General features: G+C 59.1%; 12 protein-coding genes. 11 read left to right on the forward strand and 1 reads right to left on the reverse strand.

From position 1 onward, the window contains the following. The first annotated feature begins 39 nt into the window (after positions 1-39). From LZG00_08295 to LZG00_08305, 3 genes are all read left to right on the forward strand, one after another. A complete protein-coding gene (locus LZG00_08295; GenBank protein MCF3593998.1) occupies positions 40-1,236 on the forward strand; it encodes an ABC transporter substrate-binding protein in 1,197 nt (398 codons plus the stop codon). 71 nt (positions 1,237-1,307) lie between these two features. After that, entirely contained in the window at positions 1,308-2,195 is an 888-nt protein-coding gene (locus LZG00_08300; protein MCF3593999.1) for a branched-chain amino acid ABC transporter permease, read from the forward strand. Between the two features lie 56 nt (positions 2,196-2,251). Then, on the forward strand, positions 2,252-3,175 hold the full coding sequence (locus LZG00_08305) for a branched-chain amino acid ABC transporter permease (protein ID MCF3594000.1): 924 nt from the start codon (positions 2,252-2,254) through the stop codon (positions 3,173-3,175). A gap of 85 nt (positions 3,176-3,260) precedes the next feature. On the opposite strand, the gene hisN is transcribed toward LZG00_08305, so the two are convergent. Next, on the reverse strand, positions 3,261-4,052 hold the full coding sequence (gene hisN, locus LZG00_08310) for a histidinol-phosphatase (protein MCF3594001.1): 792 nt from the start codon (positions 4,050-4,052) through the stop codon (positions 3,261-3,263). Between the two features lie 190 nt (positions 4,053-4,242). Between hisN and LZG00_08315 the strand changes: the two genes are divergently transcribed. The 8 genes from LZG00_08315 (at position 4,243) to LZG00_08350 (ending at position 17,655) form a co-directional block, all read left to right on the forward strand. Then, positions 4,243-5,250, forward strand: coding sequence for an ABC transporter substrate-binding protein (locus tag LZG00_08315; protein MCF3594002.1), 1,008 nt, complete (start codon positions 4,243-4,245; stop codon positions 5,248-5,250). 103 nt (positions 5,251-5,353) lie between these two features. After that, the gene (locus tag LZG00_08320) at positions 5,354-6,370 is read left to right on the forward strand and encodes an ABC transporter ATP-binding protein (protein ID MCF3594003.1); all 1,017 of its coding nucleotides are present in this window, start codon (positions 5,354-5,356) and stop codon (positions 6,368-6,370) included. After that, positions 6,370-8,055: an ABC transporter permease subunit gene (locus tag LZG00_08325; GenBank protein MCF3594004.1), complete on the forward strand. Its 1,686-nt coding sequence runs from the start codon at positions 6,370-6,372 to the stop codon at positions 8,053-8,055. Before LZG00_08320 ends, LZG00_08325 begins: the two co-directional genes overlap by 1 nt. 1 nt (position 8,056) lies before the next feature. Beyond that, entirely contained in the window at positions 8,057-8,812 is a 756-nt protein-coding gene (locus LZG00_08330; protein ID MCF3594005.1) for a DeoR/GlpR family DNA-binding transcription regulator, read from the forward strand. A 233-nt stretch (positions 8,813-9,045) separates the two neighbouring features. Then, a complete protein-coding gene (locus tag LZG00_08335) occupies positions 9,046-10,551 on the forward strand; it encodes an AMP-binding protein (protein MCF3594006.1) in 1,506 nt (501 codons plus the stop codon). 139 nt (positions 10,552-10,690) lie between these two features. Beyond that, positions 10,691-11,794 carry a class I SAM-dependent RNA methyltransferase gene (locus LZG00_08340; GenBank protein MCF3594007.1) on the forward strand — a complete coding sequence of 368 codons (1,104 nt, stop codon included), beginning with the start codon at positions 10,691-10,693 and terminating at the stop codon, positions 11,792-11,794. A 273-nt stretch (positions 11,795-12,067) separates the two neighbouring features. Further along, complete coding sequence (locus tag LZG00_08345; protein MCF3594008.1) at positions 12,068-13,876, forward strand: BamA/TamA family outer membrane protein; 1,809 nt, start codon at positions 12,068-12,070, stop codon at positions 13,874-13,876. Beyond that, positions 13,873-17,655 carry a translocation/assembly module TamB domain-containing protein gene (locus LZG00_08350; protein ID MCF3594009.1) on the forward strand — a complete coding sequence of 1,261 codons (3,783 nt, stop codon included), beginning with the start codon at positions 13,873-13,875 and terminating at the stop codon, positions 17,653-17,655. The genes LZG00_08345 and LZG00_08350 overlap by 4 nt, the downstream gene beginning before the upstream one ends. Positions 17,656-17,710: the final 55 nt, after the last annotated feature.

Consider the following 17,710-nt stretch of genomic DNA (forward strand, 5'->3'; position numbering starts at 1 on the left):
CCGGCAAAATGTTTGCCACAACAGAGGAGGAGAACGAAAATGCTGAAAAAACTTACTTTGGGAACCGCATTCGCCGCGCTGGCCGCCGGCGGTGCCTTTGCCGCAGACATCGATGTGAAGCTGGGCGTTCTGAACGACCGCTCGGGGATCTATTCCGACATCGCGGGTGAAGGCTCGGTGATTGCGGCTCGTTTGGCAGTCGAAGATTTCAAAGCCGCGGAAAAAGGCATCAACGTCGAAATCGTTTCGGCTGACCACCAGAACAAGCCTGATGTCGGATCGAACATCGCACGCCAGTGGTATGATCAGGACGGTGTGACTGCCATCGTCGACGTCCCGACCTCATCGGTGGCGCTGGCCGTTGCCGGGATCACCGCCGAAGCGAATGGCGTTTTTCTGGCTTCCGGACCCGGCTCGACGGGCGTGACCCGCGAACAGTGCCGACCAACGACGATCCACTGGACCTATGATACCGCGGCGCTGGCCAACGGCACCGGCAAGGCCGTGACCTTGGCGGGTGGTAAGAAATGGTTCTTCCTGACTGCGGATTATGCCTTTGGCCATTCGCTGCAAAACAACACCGCATCGGTGGTCGAAGCCAATGGCGGCGAAGTGGTGGGCAGCGTCAATGTGCCTTTCCCGGCCAATGATTTCTCGTCCTTCCTGCTTCAGGCACAGGGCAGCGGCGCCGATGTGATCGGGCTGGCCAATGCGGGCGGCGATACCATCAACGCCATCAAACAAGCCGCTGAATTCGGCATCACCCAAGCAGGACAGAAACTCGCCGGTCTGTTGATCTTCATCAACGACGTGCATGCACTCGGAACCCAGACCGCACAGGGCCTGCAGATGACCAGCGCCTTTTACTGGGATCGCGACGACACCACGCGTGCTTTCTCAGAGCGCTTTGAAGCAGAACGCGGCAGCAAGCCCAACATGATCACGGCGGGCGTCTATGGTGCGGTAACGCATTATCTTGCTGCGGTTGAAGCCACCGGCACCACCGAGGGCGAAACCGTCACCGCATGGATGAAAGCCAACCCAGCCGACGATAAGCTGTTTGGCAAGGTGACAATCCGCGGCGATGGTCGGGCAATCCACGACATGTACCTGTTCGAGGTGAAAACCCCGGCGGAATCGACAGGGGAATGGGATCTGCTCAAGACGATTTCTACGATCTCCGGCGAGGAAGCCTTCTTGCCGATGTTGCCGGAATGCGATTTCTCCGCAAAGTAATCCAATGAAACTACAGATGCGCGCCGGGATCTGGCGCGCATCTCTTCAACGATAGCGACGGAAAAACCGGCATGTTCGAACTACTAGGAATCCCGCCGCAGGTTCTCATGGGGCAATTGTTGCTGGGGCTGATCAACGGATCGTTCTATGCTGTCCTGTCGCTGGGACTTGCAGTGATCTTCGGCCTTCTCAATATCATCAACTTCTCCCATGGCGCACTTTACATGATGGGCGCCTTTGCGTCCTGGATGTTGTTGAATTATATCGGTATCGGCTATTGGCCGGCGCTCATCCTCGCGCCGCTGATCGTGGGTGCTTTTGGTGTTGTGCTTGAGAGGCTTCTGCTCAACAAACTCTACCATCTGGATCACCTTTACGGGCTGCTGCTGACCTTTGGTCTGGCGCTTATCCTTCAGGGGGTGTTCCGCAATTATTATGGTATTTCCGGTATGCCCTATCAGATCCCGGAGTCGCTTTCGGGTGGCCAGAATCTGGGCTTCATGTTTCTGCCGAACTACCGCGCATGGGTCATCGTGGCTTCGGTCGTGGTCTGTTTCGGCACTTGGTTCGTGATAGAAAAGACCCGGCTGGGCGCCTATCTGCGCGCCGGCACGGAAAACCCGGTGCTGGTGGGAGCATTCGGCATCAATGTGCCGCTGATGATCACGCTGACCTATGGGTTCGGTGTGGCGCTTGCGGGTTTTGCTGGCGTGCTCGCCGCGCCGATCTATTCGGTCAATCCGAACATGGGGGCGGATCTGATCATTGTGGTTTTCGCCGTTGTCGTAATCGGGGGCATGGGGTCAATCCTGGGCGCGATCATCACCGGGTTCGGCCTTGGCATCGTCGAGGGCCTGACACGGGTGTTCTATCCCGAAGGCTCCGCCGTCGTGATCTTTGTGATCATGGCAATCGTTTTGTTGATAAAGCCCGAAGGGCTGTTCGGGAGGGCCGCGTGATGGCGATGAGTGAAACACAAACCACATCGGCGGGCCCCTCCGAGCAGATCACAGGCATGGCGCCGTTGCACAAGGTAATATTCCTGGTGCTGTTCGCTTTCCTACTGGTGCTGCCTTTCATGGTTTATCCGGTCTTCGCGATGAAACTGATGTGCTTTGCGCTCTTTGCTGCGGCCTTCAACCTGTTGCTGGGGTTTGGTGGGCTGTTGTCCTTCGGACATGCCGCCTATTTTGGCGGGGCGAGTTATGTCGCCGCCCATGCCGCCAAGGTCTGGGGGCTGACGCCGGAGCTTTCGGTCCTTGTGGGGACGGCAGCAGCGGCTTTCCTGGGGTTGATTATCGGCAGCTTGGCGATCAAGCGGCAGGGCATCTATTTCGCCATGGTCACGCTGGCCTTCGCGCAGATGGTGTATTTCATCGCATTGCAAGCCGAGTTCACTGGCGGCGAGGATGGTATCCAGTCTGTACCGCGCGGCGACCTGTTCGGCCTGATTTCGCTGCATGACAACACGGCGCTGTATTTCTTCGTGTTGGCGATCACCTTTGGCGGGGTCTTGGCGCTCTATCGCATCACCCATTCGCCCTTTGGTCAGGTGATCAAGGCAATCCGCGACAACGAAACCCGGGCGGTATCGCTGGGTTATGATGTCAATCGCTACAAGCTGATGGTGTTTGTTCTGTCTGCCACCTTCGCCGGACTTGCCGGCGCAACCAAGAGCCAGGTGTTCCAACTCGCGTCGCTGACCGACGTGCATTGGTCTATGTCGGGCGAGGTCGTGTTGATGACGCTGCTGGGGGGCATGGGCACGGTCTTTGGGCCTCTAGCGGGCGCTGCGGTGATCGTCACAATGCAGAACTATCTGGCCAGTTTCGGGGCTTGGGTGACGATTATCCAGGGTGTGATCTTTGTGCTGGGCGTCATGCTGTTTCGCGAAGGGATTGTGGGGGTTCTGTCGCGCTGGTTGAAACGACCGCTCTGATCCGACCACGTTCTGACGCATCAGCCCAGAATTAAGGGAGGTCCGCGGCGAGCGGTCCTCCTTATTCGTACCGGGGGCCTTATTGCTATCGCGCGATAAGTGTCAGAATTTCGTGGTGCAGTTCGGGTGTCGCAGCGGCTACGACTTCGCCGGTTGAAGAAAGGCTGAGTGCCTTACCCTGCCAATCGGTAATCACGCCTCCTGCGGCCTCAACTACCGGGACGAGTGCCATGAAATCATAGGGATGCAGTTCCATTTCGATCACCGCGTCCACATGCCCTGAGGCGAGCAGCCCATAACTGTAGCAGTCCCCGCCGTACCGGCGCATCGCTGCCCGTGCCGAAATCGTCTCATAGAGCGCCAACCCGTCCTTGTCGAACGCATCCGGCGAGGTGGTATAGAGTCGCGCTTCACCCAGAGCCCTGCATTGGCTGGTGGCACAACTTGCACCTTCGAACATCGTCGATGCTCCGGCCCGCGCACTCCAGCGCTCTTTGGTGGAAGGGATTGATATCACCCCGACTACAGGGCGTGCATTTTCAAGACAGGCAATCAGAGTGCCGAATGTCGGCATTCCCGAAACGAAGCTCTTGGTGCCATCAATCGGGTCAATAACCCAGACGTATTGGCTGGATAGGTTTTCTGCGCCGTGCTCTTCGCCAAAAATTCCATGATCGGGAAACCGCGCGCCGATGGCATCGCGCAGAATGGTTTCGATTTGCCGGTCGGCAATCGTCACCGGCGATGCATCGGCTTTGCGTTCAATATCAAGGGAATGGCGAAAGTATTTCAGACTGGGCGAAATAGCCATATCCGCCAGTTCGTTAGCGAAGGTTTCCAACACCGTACTGTCAATAGCGGCGGTTCCGGTCTGCATGCAGGTATCCCCGATCGATGAAAAAAATGCCTTTGTACGGATTAGGCGCACAAGACTTTCAGAAATATGTAGACAAATTACATAAAAATGCAACTCTACACAAATAACCACATGAAGCACGGCCTAACCGTGCCGTTTTGACGAAGTAGCTCGATCAAAATTGAGACCTGAGACAACTGAGGAGAAGACTATGAAGAACTGGACAAAACTCACTGCGGCATCGCTGATTGCAATGGCGTGCGCAATCCCGGCGCAGGCTGGTGAGATTACCGTCTACACTGCATTGGAAGAAGAAGAGATTGCCGAATACATCGCCGCTGCAAACGCGGCAATGCCCGATCTCGAGATCAACGTGTTGCGTCAGTCAACCGGCAAGTTGGGCGCACGGCTGCTGGCCGAAGCGGGCAATCCGCAGGCTGATGTGATCTGGGGTTGGGCTGTCACCGCGATGATGGACCCGGCAATCCTTGAGATGCTGGAACCCTATGAGGTCAAAGGCGGAGAGGTTCTGGGCGATGCGTTCCATGATGCCGACAATCGCTGGTTCGCACCGATCGGCTATATGGGCGCGTTCTGTGTCAACACGGCACGACTCGAGCAAAAGGGCCTGCCGATGCCCAAAAGCTGGAAGGATCTGGAAAACCCTGGCTTTAAGGGCGAGGTGCTGATGCCAGACCCGAATTCCTCGGGCACCGGATATCTGCATGTCATTTCGCTGCTGCAATCCATGGGTGACGAGGCTGGCTGGGCGCAGCTTGAAGCGGTCGATCCGAACATGGCGCAGTATACCTCGTCAGGCTCCAAACCGTGCAAATCGGCGCGGACGGGCGAATACACTGTCGGTATCTCGCTCGCCTTCACGGCCCTGCAATCCATCGAGGAAGGCTTCCCCCTGGCGATGGTGTTCCCCTCGGAGGGCGCTGGTTATGAACTTGAAGCCTCAGGTCTCATGCAAAGCTCGGACAACAAGGATGATGCCAAGCGGTTCCTTGACTGGACAATGTCTGCCGAGGCGATCTCGCTTTATGGATCGTTCAAGGCGTTGATCACCGTGCCGGGTGTGGATGCAACCGAGGCGGCCGTCAAAGCGGGTCTTCCGGCCGATGTAAGTACCGTGCTGGCCGATATCGACTTCAACGATTCAGCGGCGCGCCAGAACGAGGTCAAAGCCACTTGGAAGGAAAAGTTCGGGCGCTAAGCTACGTCTGGCTGAGAAAACGGCCGGGCAGATAGCCCGCCAAGTCCCATCCGCGCTTTGGCGCGGGTGGGGCGTGTTCCACAATTGATAGCACTGGAATTTCATGTATCTCGAAGTTCGCGACGCCACCAAAACCTTTGGCACCTTTACCGCACTCGACCGGGTTTCCATGTCCGTCGAACAAGATCAATTCGTTTGCCTTCTGGGGCCAAGCGGTTGTGGCAAGACCACGCTTTTGCGGCTGATCGCCGGGCTGACCCAGCTTGATTCCGGGTCGATAACGCTGAAAGGCGCTGATCTGTCGTCGTTGCCGGCGCGCAAGCGCGGCTTTGGTATTGTCTTTCAGTCCTATTCATTGTTTCCCGATATGACCGTGGCGCAAAATGTTGGTTACGGGTTGAAGATCCGCGGCGAAAGCAGTGACCGCATTCGCGCCCGTGTTGGCGACCTTCTTGATCTGATCAAGTTGCCGCAACTGGCCGACAGCTATCCGGGCCAGCTTTCGGGGGGTCAGCAACAGCGCGTGGCGCTCGCGCGTGCGATTGCCGTCGATCCACAGGTTTTACTGCTGGATGAGCCGTTGTCGGCGCTGGACGCAAAGGTACGTGTCGAATTGCGAAGCGAAATCCACAATCTGCAAAAGGCGCTTGGTATCCCGACGCTGATGGTGACCCACGATCAGGAAGAGGCACTGGCGCTTGCCGATACGATCATTTGCATGAATCAGGGCAGGGTGGTCCAATCGGGCACGCCGGAAGACCTTTATTTGCGGCCCAAGACCCGGTTTGTCGCTGAATTCATGGGCATCAGCAATCTCATCGCACCAGACAAGCTGCGAGATCTGATGCCTGAACTTCTTGAAAGCTGCCCGAAAGGTGCATATCGCGCCTGTATCCGCCCTGAACAAATCACTCTTGAGCCTGATCCGAATGGTACAGCACTCATCACTTCGGTTGAGTTTTTGGGCAATCTGCGCCGGATCAAGCTTGACAGCCCCGCTGGGGAGGTGACCGCCGAGGCGTCGGGCCGGGTCGGCCTGCGCACCGGCCAACAGGTGCGGCTGTCGATCCGGCCCGAGGATTGTTCCTGGATTGAAGACGACGGCGAAGGTGCCGCATGATGAGCGACGCCAGCGCTCCTTCCGACACCGCCCATCGCCGCCGGATCGACGGCGATTCACTCTTCATTGCTGCCTGTATCGGGCTGCCATTTCTCGGCTTGTTGTTGTTTTTTGTCTACCCGATGGTAATCGTGTTTCTGCGCTCGATCACACAGAGCGACGGCTCCTTGGGATTGGGCAACTACGTCGAAGTGCTGAAAACTTCCGGGTTTTGGCGCGCAACGCGACATTCTCTGCTGATGAGCGGGCTGACCACGGCAATCTCGGTGCTGGGTGGGTTTATCATCGCCATGGGCCTCTATCGCTGTCGATTTCCCGGTAAGTGGCTGATCCGCGCGGCCATCGTTCTGCCGTTGCTTGCACCATCGCTGGTGCAGGGGCTCGGGCTGATCTTCCTCTTGGGGCGCAATGGTCTGGTCAACCGGTTGTTCGGCATCGAAATGGACATCTACGGCTTTTGGGGGCTGCTGATAGCCAACACGTTTTATGCCTTGCCGCAGGCGGTGATGATCATCGGCGCGGCGCTGGTTCTGCTTGACGCGCGGGTCTATGAGGCTGCCGAAGTTCTGGGCACACGCCCGCTGCGACAATTTCGCGACCTGACCCTGCCAGCCGCCAAGTTCGGAGTTCTTAGTGCCGGGTTCGTGGTCTTTACCATTACTATTACGGATTTTGGCAATGCCGCCGTGATCGGTGGAGACTATTCGGTTCTGGCGACCGAGATTTACAGCCAGGTTGTCGGGCAGCGCAATTTCAACATGGGGGCCGTGGTCGGGATCATGCTGCTGCTGCCGACGGTGCTGTCGTATTACATTGAGCGGCAGGCCTCGCGGCGCATGGGGGGGCAGAAAGCAACCAACGTTCAACCCTTCATACCGGTATTTTCGCCACTGCGCGATATCCCGATTGCGGCAATCTGCTTTCTCATTTCTGCCGGGATAGCGGCGGTGATCGCCATCGTTGTCTATGCCAGTTTCGTCACCCTCTGGCCCTATAATTTCGCGCTTTCAGTCAAGCACTACAATATCACTCTGGCGGGGGGCTATTCGTCACTTTGGATGACGATTGTGATCTCGGTCCTTGCAGCCATCGGCGGAACACTGGCGGTGTTCGCTCTGGGGATCGGTCTGCGCCGCGCGCCGGGCGTTGTTGCGCGTCCGATTCAGGTTCTGGCGGCGATGCCCGCAGCGGTGCCGGGCATGGTACTCGGGCTGGCCTATATCCTGACATTCAACTCCACTTCGACGCCACTCTACCTGCTTTATGGCACGGCGGCGCTGATCGCGATTGTGAACTTCTACCATTACCATACCCAAGCGTTTCTGACGACACAGACCGGCTTTCGCCAGTTCCCCGAGGCATTGGAAGAAGCAGCGGGTAGTCTTGGCGCCGGCATGGGCCGAATCTCGCGTGATGTGATCGCACCCTTCATGGCGCCGATGCTGGTGTCGGTGCTGTTCTTCCTGTTCATGCGCTCGATGGTAACGCTGTCGGCGGTGGTGTTCCTGACCACGCCGGATCTCAGCGTTGCCGCTGTTACCATCATGCGGCTGGATGATGCCGGGCTGACCTCCCAGGCGGCGGCGTTTTCGACCTGTGTAATGCTGGTCGTCGCGGCGGCACTACTGATGATGAAGGCGCTGCTTTACGGGTTTGCGCGCTATGGTGCGCAGGAGCGTCGCTGAGATGTGGTCGCGCGAGCGCCATCGCCGCATCCTCTCGATGCTTGAAAGCAACGGGCAGGTCAGCGCACTTGCCCTGGCCGGAATGCTGGATGTGTCGCGCGAAACCATTCGCCGCGACCTATGCGCGTTGGAACAGGATGGTAAGGTGCTGCGCATTCATGGCGGCGCGGTTATGCCCGGCGAGATGCCCGAGGCGCCGTTCAGCCAGCGTATCACGACCCGGCAACGTGCCAAGCGCGAGATCGCGCGCAAGGCCGCGAGGTTGATTGCGCCCGGCCAATGTATCATGGTGGATGCCGGATCGACCACCGCGAGTTTTGCCCAAGATCTGATCCGCCTGTCGGGCATCACGGTGATCACCAACTCGTTGACCATCGCGGGTGCGGTGCAGGGGGCCGGTTGTGACATTGAATTGCTGTTGCTTGGCGGCCGTTTGCTTACTGACGTTCCCGCCACTTATGGCGAACTGACCCTATCGGAAATACGTCGTTTCAAAGCCGATTTCGCCTTCGTCGCACCAGTCGCGATCAACGGCGAAGGTGCCTATGATTTCGCCTTGCATGAGGCAGAAGTCGGCAGGGCCATGGTTGAGCGCGCAGAACAAACCGTCGTTTTGGCAGATGCAAGCAAGCTGAACATGACAAGCCGGGTGCGCTATTGCGGGCCAGAAAAAATCTCGACGTTGGTCACTGATTCAGCGGCTGATCCCGACACACTGGAATTGCTCGCCAAATCAGGTATCGGCTCCATTATCTGAAATACCTGACGGTTGCGCTTGGCGACAGCCACCCTAGCGGTATCTCAGCATGTGTTCCCCAAACCATGCAGCAGGATGAAATGAAAAAAGTTTCAAGTCGTGCGATTGTGAGCAATCGGAACGGCGTGCCGGGCGAAGTGAGGCGCAATTGCGAAAAGACGTAACGACATTACGTTCGCACCGGGGTGACAGGCACGCAGGGTCGCGTCAGGGTGGAGATAGGGAGGATGCTCATGCGGATACATGATCTCATGGAGGCGGCAGCCGAGGCGCGTGCCGACAAGCTGGCCTTGGTGGATTTCGACGACAAACGCGTGAGTTGGCGTGCGCTGAATAAAGCCGCCAACGCGGCCTGTGAAGTGCTGAAAACGCACGGTGTTCGACCGGGGGACCGGGTGGTGATCGTGTTGGAAAACTCGGCGGTCATGGTGGCGTATCTCTTTGCCGCGTCGATGATTGATGCAATCGCAGTGCCGATCAACGCCCGCCTGACCGAGGCCGAGATAGACCGGATAGTAGGCCACTGTGATGCCGCCGCCGTAGTGTTTACCGTGGAGACCGGCAACGCACCGGCGGCACAGGCCGAGGTCATGAAGGCAGAGCGCATTCCCGGTGCACTGGGCGAGGTTGCGATCAAGGCGCGGGCAGGCGCTACGCCCGAGCCTGTTTGTGCGGATGCTGAGCGGCAAGTGGCGGTAATGCTCTACACCTCGGGCACGACAGGGGCACCGAAGGGCGCCATGCTAAGCCATGCCACGATGCTGGCTGCTGCTGCTGCCTCGGAGGAAATGCGCGGGATCATATCCAGCGACGTCGCCTATCTGGGACTTCCGATGAGCCATATCTTCGGCCTGGTGACAATCCTGGCCGTCACCCGCGCACAGGCCGCTGCACGTCTGGAAGCGCGGTTCGATGTGGCGCGGCTCTATGACGCTTTGGTGCAGGATGTAACGCTTCTACCCGCTGTACCGCAGATGCATGCGCATCTCTTTCACCATGCACGCGCGCGCGGCGAGAGGCACTATCGCGCAGGACTTCTGCGGTTTGCCTCGTCGGGCGGGGCGCCGCTGGATCCGGCGTGGAAGCGGGAGGCCGAAGCGTTTTACGGTATCGCCCTGCAAAACGGCTATGGGCTGACCGAAACCGCTGCCGGAGTATGCGCCACGCGCAACGCCAAGGGCGATCCTGACATTTCGGTGGGGGTGCCGATGCTGGGCAGCAAATTGCGTGTTAACCTCGACGCACCCGGCGCAAACCGCGAAGAGGGGATAGGCGAGGTCGAGATCGGCGGGCCGCAACTGATGCTGGGCTATTTTCGCGATCCCAAGCAGACGGCGGCGGTGTTCACCGAGGATGGCTGGTTCAAATCCGGCGATCTGGGGCGATTTGACGAGGCCGGGCGGTTGCATATCGTTGGCCGCACCAAGGAGCTGATCATCCATTCGGGGTTCAACGTCTATCCTGCCGAGGTCGAGGCTGTGCTGACCGAACATCGGGATGTGATTGTTGCAGCGGTGGTTGGACGCAAGGTGGAAGGCAACGAGGAGGTGGTGGCGTTCGTTACCTGTCGAGAAGGGGCTGGCTTAAGCGAAGCGGCTTTGCAGGCGTTCCTGCGCGACCGGCTGGCGGCCTACAAGGTGCCTGCGCAGATCGTAATTGCACAGGAATTACCCGCGGCGCCGACTGGAAAGATTCTCAAGTCCGGATTGTTGGAGCATTTTGCCGACGCCTTGGGCTGAGCGTGGTTTCGAATTGCTGCGCAATCCGACCGACGGGGGCCAGCCCCCCCCGATCCCCCCAGGATATTTATAGTCAGAGGAAGCGGGATGGGCGAATTTCGGATCGCCACGACAGCGCTTTGCAGGTATCAGCGGCGTTATGAGCGAAGAATTCGGGATATTCATGGCGGTCGCGCCGGGGCTGGAAGATACACTGGCCGAAGAAACGCGCGCGCTAGGCTTTGCGGGGGTAAGGGCCGTTACCGGCGGGGTTGAGACGCGGGGTGGCTGGTCAGAGGTTTGGCGCGCCAATCTCGAGATGCGCGGCGCAGCGAGGGTTCTGGTGCGGCTTGGGGAATTCAGGGCCTTTCACCTTGCACAACTCGACAAGCGAGCGCGCAAGTTCGACTGGGGCAAAGTGCTGCGCACGGACGTGCCGGTGCGCGTGGAGGTCACGTGCCGCAAGTCAAAGATTTATCATGCCGGGGCAGCGCAGGAGCGAATTGAGCGAGCGATTTCCGAAGAACTCGGCACGCCGTTGCACAAAGAGGCGGATTTGGTCATAAAAGTGCGGATCGAGGACGATCTGGTTACCTTGAGTCTCGACAGCTCGGGTGAGGCTTTGCACAAGCGCGGCCACAAACCGGCGGTTGGCAAGGCGCCGATGCGTGAGAATCTTGCGGCGTTGTTTCTGCGGCAAGCGGGGTTTCGCGGCGACGAGACGGTGGTGGATCCGATGTGCGGTTCCGGTACTTTTCCGATCGAGGCGGCAGAAATTGCAGCCGGATTACAACCTGGCCGCAGCCGGGCGTTTGCTTTCGAACGGTTGGCAGGGTTCGATGCGGCCGAATTCGCGGCATTGAAACGACAGAGCAGTGAAACGCCAAAGGCGCGTTTCTATGGGTTCGATCGCGATCAGGGGGCGGTGCGCAATGCTGCCGCCAATGCCGAGCGGGCCGGGGTGGCGAATCTTGTCGAGTTCACCTGTCAGCCGGTCAGTGAGTTACAACCACCAGATGGGCCGCCCGGTCTTGTCATTGCCAATCCGCCTTATGGGGGGCGGATCGGCAACCGCAAGTTGCTTTTTGCGCTCTACGGCAGTTTCGGGCAGGTGCTGAGAACGCGATTTTCCGGCTGGCGCGTGGCGGTTGTCACCTCGGATGCAGGGCTGGCCAAGGCGATGGACCTGCCGTTTGAGGTTGGATCACCGGTATTGCATGGCGGCACGCGCGTGCACCTTTATCAAACCAGCAAGCTGGGCTAACGCACCGAAGACGCTTCTTCCTGCCCGCCAGTCTTTTTCGCGCAAGTTGGAGAATCAAGCAAACGGGAACCATACTGCGCGCCGGACGTTGCTCTTGTGAAATGACCAACCAGACCGGCAGTCGTGACAGACACATCAAAGGGATCATTGCACCACCTCTTGCAAGAACGTGTGCTGTGCAGCACCCAATAACTGTGAATCCGGATGGTGGTTTGCTCGGTGTTTCGCTATGATCAGGGCAAATAGAAAACACCAAACAATGGTGACGCGGTGTTGAAACAGGCAAAGAACAAGGCATTCGCCGGAGCTGCCGCAGCCATTTTTGGCTGGGGGGTGTTGGTTTGGCCGACGACGGCGGCAGAACTGCGCCAGTTTGATGTTGTGGGTAATGATGCCGATCTGCGTAAGGAACTACTCGCAGCCTCGCTTGTGGCAGAAACCGGGGGTGACGCGGCGGCGACATCGCGCGCCGTCGTGGCTGCTGCCCAGGCCGACTATGGGCGTCTCTTGCGGGTGCTCTATGCCAACGGATTTTACGGTGGCACCGTTCATATCCGGCTTGATGGGCGCGAAGCCTCGGAGATGCCGACGTTTGCATTGCCGACAAAGATCAAAGATGTGGCCATTCGGATCGATCCGGGGGCGCCCTTCCGATTTGGTGCCGCCGAGATCGCACCGCTGCCGCCGCAAAGTCGCCCGCCGGAAGGTTTTCGCTCTGGCGCCATCGCGCGCAGTACGGTGCTTCAGGAGACAGTGGACAGCGCCGTCGAAGATTGGCGCGACGCGGGACATGCCAAGGTAACCTTGCGCGACCAACAGCTCAATGCAAACCATGCCTCGCGCACGCTTGCGGCTCGGTTCCGCCTTTCTCCTGGTCCGCTGGTGCGCTTTGGCAACCTGCGTCAGATGACCCCGAGCGCGGTGCGTGCCGAACGCATTCAGCGTATTGCCGGATTGCCTACCGGCCAAGTGTTTTCGCCTGAAGAAAAGACGGCCGCCGCCAAACGTCTGCGCCGCACTGGCGCGTTTTCATCGGTGGCGCTCTCCGAAGCTGATACGCTAGGCCCCGGCGATCGCATGGATATCGAACTCGAATTGGTCGATGAAAAGCCGCGCCGCTTTGGCTTCGGCGCTGAGATTTCTTCGTTCGAGGGACTCGCACTGTCGGGTTTCTGGTTGCACCGTAACCTTCTTGGCGGGGCAGAACGTTTTCGTATCGACGGCGAAGTTGCGGGGATCGGCGGGCAGACCAGTGGAATCGACTACGGTATTGATGCGCGTCTCGATATTCCGGCGGCTTTTCGCAGCGATATCGACGCCTTTGTTTTCGCCAGCACATCCTTTGAGGACGAGCCGACCTATCGTTCGTGGCAATCGAGCGTTGGTGCCGGCGTATTGCGAACCTTTTCCGACACGCTCACCGTCGAGCTCGGGCTTGGTCTGCGCTATTCCGAGACCCGCGACGCCTTCGGCAATCGCCAGTTCTTCCTGGTGACAATGCCGAGCGAGGTGATTTGGGACAAGCGCGATGACAAGTTGAACGCGACTTCGGGCTTCTATCTCAAGGCCCGCACGACTCCATTCGCCGATGTTGACAGGGGCGGGGGGGGGCTGCGTTTTCACGCCGATGGTCGGGCTTACCGCAGTCTCGATGACAATCAGAATTTCGTGCTGGCCGGGCGGTTGCAGGTCGGTTCGGTGTTCGGCGCGGGGCTGGCCGATCTGCCGCCTGATTTCCTGTTTTATTCCGGTGGCGGCGGCACCGTGCGTGGGCAGCCCTATCAGTCTCTGGGTGTTGATCTCGGCGGTGGAAATCGAACCGGCGGCAAGGCGTTCCTTGGCGCCTCGACCGAATTGCGCGCGAAAATCACCGAATCCATCGGTATCGTCGGCTTTGTTGATGCCGGTTTTATCGGCGCCAACGGTTTTTCCGACGGTTCAGGTGATTGGCATGCCGGTGCTGGGCTCGGTTTGCGCTACAACACTGGGATCGGACCGCTCAGGCTCGATGTAGCCGCCCCGATCAGCGGCGCGACCGGCGACGGCATCCAGATCTACATCGGTATAGGACAAGCGTTTTGAAGCGCCTTGCATTCTATATCGTGGCGATTTTCGCATTGGTTTTGCCATTTGTCGACGCCAACGCTCAGAGCGCAGAGGATGATCGCGGCTATCTTCAGGCGTTTCTGGAAGACAACCTGTCGGATGCCGGGCGTCAGGTGCGCATCACCGGTTTTGCCGGTGCACTCAGTAGTCGCGCCACTATTGACGAGTTGACCATCGCGGATGACAAGGGCGTCTGGATCACCCTGCGCAAGCTAACGCTCGATTGGAACCGCGCATCGCTTTTGCGCGGTGATCTCGACATCACCGAATTGTCCGCCGAGGAAATTCTGCTACCACGCGCTCCTGAGATCGGCACTGAAAGCGTCCCGTCACCCGAAGCATCAGGCTTTGCATTGCCCGATCTGCCCGTGTCGGTAAAGATTGGCACACTCAAGGTTGACAAGGTCTCGCTCGGCGAAGCGCTTTTTGGCGCCGCTGCAGTGGTTTCGCTACAAGGGTCGGCGCAACTTGTGGATGGGGCAGGGCAGGCCGCACTTGCCATCAATCGGATCGACGGCACCAAAGGCGATCTTACGCTCAAGGCTAACTACACCAATGCCACGCGCTTTCTCGATCTGGCGTTGTCCCTTTCGGAAACTGAGAACGGCATTGCCTCAAATCTGATCGGACTTCCGGGCAGACCTTCGATCGATCTTGCGATCAAGGGCGCGGGGCCGCTCGATGATTTTGCTGCTGACATAAAGTTGGCGACTGACGAAACGCCACGTCTCAAGGGCAAGGTGACATTGACGGGTGGATCATCCCCGATTGATGACGACACGCTTGACTACCGTGCCTTCACCGCAGATTTGGGCGGTGACATCGCGCCGCTGTTCCTGCCTGATTATCGAGCATTTTTCGGCCCCGATATCCGCCTCAAGCTTTCTGGCACACGCCAGGAAGATGGTCGTCTCGAGCTTGATAACCTGGAACTGAACACCCGCGCGCTTCAGTTGGCTGGCCAACTTGCCCTTGGGGCCGACAGCTGGCCCGAAGCGTTTTCCTTGACCGGGCAGATCGCTGATGACAGCGGCGCGCCCGTTCTTCTGCCTCTGCCGGGGGGGCAAACCCGTGTGACGGGCGCGCAATTGAAGCTCGATTATGATCGTGCCGTGGGCGATTCCTGGCGTGCTGAAATCGCCGTGGACGCGCTTGAACGCTCCGAAATCGATATTGGCGAACTGCGCTTGACCGGCTCTGGAAGCTTGGTTCAAGGCGAAGGTAGCGCCATTGGCCAGCTGCGCGGCAATGCCACATATGCCGCGCTTGAAATCGCGCCGCGCGACCCGGCTCTGGCCGAAGCAATCGGGCCTCGCCTCACGGGGGGATTGCATTTCGTTTGGTCCGAAGACGCTCCGCTTGAGCTCAACGATCTGGTGGTCAGCGGCACAGATTACGGGCTAAACGGTCGCGCCACGCTGAAAGGTCTGAGCGATCAGCTGAACCTCTCGGCAGAAGGCAAGGTGTCGCTCAAGGCCGAGGACCTGTCGCGCTTTGCAAGCCTTAGTGGCATGGATGTCAAAGGTGGCGCGGTGCTCGAGGTTTCGGGTGCGGTCTTCCCGCTTTCCGGGATTTTTGATGTCACGGCCCGTGGCACTGGCACTGAACTGCGCATTGGCCAGCCGCGCATTGATCCGCTTCTGGTCGGGGAAAGCCGACTCGATCTGGCGGTCCGACGTGATGAAGCCGGCACCAGCATCGACCGCTTTAAGATCACGAACGACCAACTCAGTGCCGATGTCTCCGGAACGCTTGCCACCGGGCTAAGCGCACTCACGCTCGACAGCAAAATCACCGACACGGCGCCCATATCGGCTGGGCTTTCCGGCCCTGCAACCCTGTCGGGCAATCTGCGCCAGACGGGAACGGATTGGGCGGTTGACCTGCAAGCCACCGGCCCGGGCGGCGCGCGCGCCACGACCAAGGCAGTTGTCATGCTTGCCAGGGGTGAAGTCACCCGGATTACCGGGCAAGTTGACGGCGCAGTCCAGACGCTGACGCCCTTCTCTGAGCTTGCAGGACGGCGTTTGTCAGGCGGTGCTGAGGCTGTAATCGACGGCTGGTTTGATCCGCGCGACGGCGCGTTCGAAGCGACGTTGGACGCCACGACACAGAGTTTGGGCTTTGGTGTGCAAATGGCTGAACCGCTCTTGCGCGGCAAGGCGACCCTCACCGGCAAAGTGTTGCGTGGGCCCGGCGGCGTCATCACCGCCGACCGTATCGAGATGATCACACCACAAGGCCGCGCTCTGGTCACTGGCACGGTGACAGACAACACCACGGCGCTGCGTTTTGACGCTTCATTGCGCGATCTGGCCCTCATCGCTCCGGGCGTAAGCGGTCCGGCCAGTGCCGAAGGCACAGCCGAGCTGGTCGGGCAGAGCTGGCAGGTTGATATCAACGCCACAGGACCGGGGGGGACAGGCGCGCGCGTATCCGGTCAGGTGGCTGCCAATGCAAGTCGCGCGGATTTGTCGATCACCGGCACGGTTCCGCTTGAACTGGCCAATACCTACATCACCCCCAATCAGGTGGCAGGGCAGGCCAGTTTCAATTTATCGCTCGCTGGCCCGCTGGCCCTGAATTCGCTTTCGGGCCAGGTCACAACCGATGGTGGGCGATTGATCCTGCCAGAGCAAAAGCTGAGTGTTACGCCGATCGTGGCCACGATCAGCCTGTCGGGTGGGCGCGCCAATATTGACGGTCGCGGGACCTTTTCCAGCGGCGGACAGGCCAGCGTCAATGGTTCGGTTATCCTGACGTCGCCGTTCAATGGTGATATCGGCATCGAATTGTCCAGTGTCGGAATCAGCGACGGAGCGGTCTACGACACCAGCGTTAGCGGCCGGATCACCCTGCGTGGTCCGCTGCGTTCAGGCGCGCAGATCACCGCTGATCTGACGCTGGGTGCAACCGAGATCAAGATTACCGAAGCCGGCCCCGCGATACCCGAAGTACTCTCTGGCCTGCAACACATTAACGAACCTGCCGATGTGCGACAGACTCGCGCGCGCGCCGGGTTGCTCGATCAAGGGGGTGGAAATGGTGGTGGCGCCCGCGCGAGTTATCCCATCGATATCCTCTTGCGTGCGCCCTCGCGCATATTCGTGCGCGGGCGTGGGCTTGATGCCGAACTGGGCGGAGAATTGCGGCTGGGTGGAACGACGCGCAATGTGGTGCCGCGCGGCCAATTCGATTTGATCCGCGGACGGCTGGAAATCCTTGGCAAGCGGCTCACGCTCAGCGAAGGCTACGCACGTTTGCAAGGTGGCTTTGACCCCTATCTCTACCTTGTTGCGGGCACCAGCACAGAAGACGCAGAGATCCGTATCATACTTGAGGGGTTGGCGTCGGCCCCTGAGATCACATTTTCGTCCAACCCGGGCCTGCCGGAAGATGAAATTGTGGCTCAGTTGTTGTTTGGCCGCGACCTGACGCAGATTTCGGCCCTACAAGCGGTGCAATTGGCAGCTGCCGTGCAAACGTTGGCGGGCGGTGGCAGCGGATTGCTCGATAAACTGCGCCAGAATTTCGGGCTCGACGATCTTGATATCAGCACCGGCGAGGATGGTCAGACGGAAGCAACGGTCGGAAAATACATCTCCGACAAAATCTACACCGATGTCACGGTCGGCAGCGACGGCAAAAGCGAGATTAATCTCAACATCCAGATATCGCCATCTGTCACCGGACGCGGCAGCGCTAACTCTGACGGCACGACCAGCCTGGGGATTTTCTTTGAACGTGACTATTGAACCGCCCCGTAGGCCCCGCGGCCAAAGCGCCGGTTTTTTGCCCAAAACTGGTGAA

This window comes from Rhodobacteraceae bacterium LMO-JJ12, assembly GCA_021555075.1.
GTDB lineage: Bacteria > Pseudomonadota > Alphaproteobacteria > Rhodobacterales > Rhodobacteraceae > JAKGBX01.

Coding starts and splice junctions, on each gene's coding strand:
- LZG00_08295 (MCF3593998.1), top strand. CDS start 40: ATGCTGAAAAAACTTACTTTGGGAACCGCATTCGCCGCGCTGGCCGCC.
- LZG00_08300 (MCF3593999.1), top strand. CDS start 1,308: ATGTTCGAACTACTAGGAATCCCGCCGCAGGTTCTCATGGGGCAATTG.
- LZG00_08305 (MCF3594000.1), top strand. CDS start 2,252: ATGGCGCCGTTGCACAAGGTAATATTCCTGGTGCTGTTCGCTTTCCTA.
- hisN (MCF3594001.1), bottom strand. CDS start 4,052: ATGCAGACCGGAACCGCCGCTATTGACAGTACGGTGTTGGAAACCTTC.
- LZG00_08315 (MCF3594002.1), top strand. CDS start 4,243: ATGAAGAACTGGACAAAACTCACTGCGGCATCGCTGATTGCAATGGCG.
- LZG00_08320 (MCF3594003.1), top strand. CDS start 5,354: ATGTATCTCGAAGTTCGCGACGCCACCAAAACCTTTGGCACCTTTACC.
- LZG00_08325 (MCF3594004.1), top strand. CDS start 6,370: ATGAGCGACGCCAGCGCTCCTTCCGACACCGCCCATCGCCGCCGGATC.
- LZG00_08330 (MCF3594005.1), top strand. CDS start 8,057: ATGTGGTCGCGCGAGCGCCATCGCCGCATCCTCTCGATGCTTGAAAGC.
- LZG00_08335 (MCF3594006.1), top strand. CDS start 9,046: ATGCGGATACATGATCTCATGGAGGCGGCAGCCGAGGCGCGTGCCGAC.
- LZG00_08340 (MCF3594007.1), top strand. CDS start 10,691: ATGAGCGAAGAATTCGGGATATTCATGGCGGTCGCGCCGGGGCTGGAA.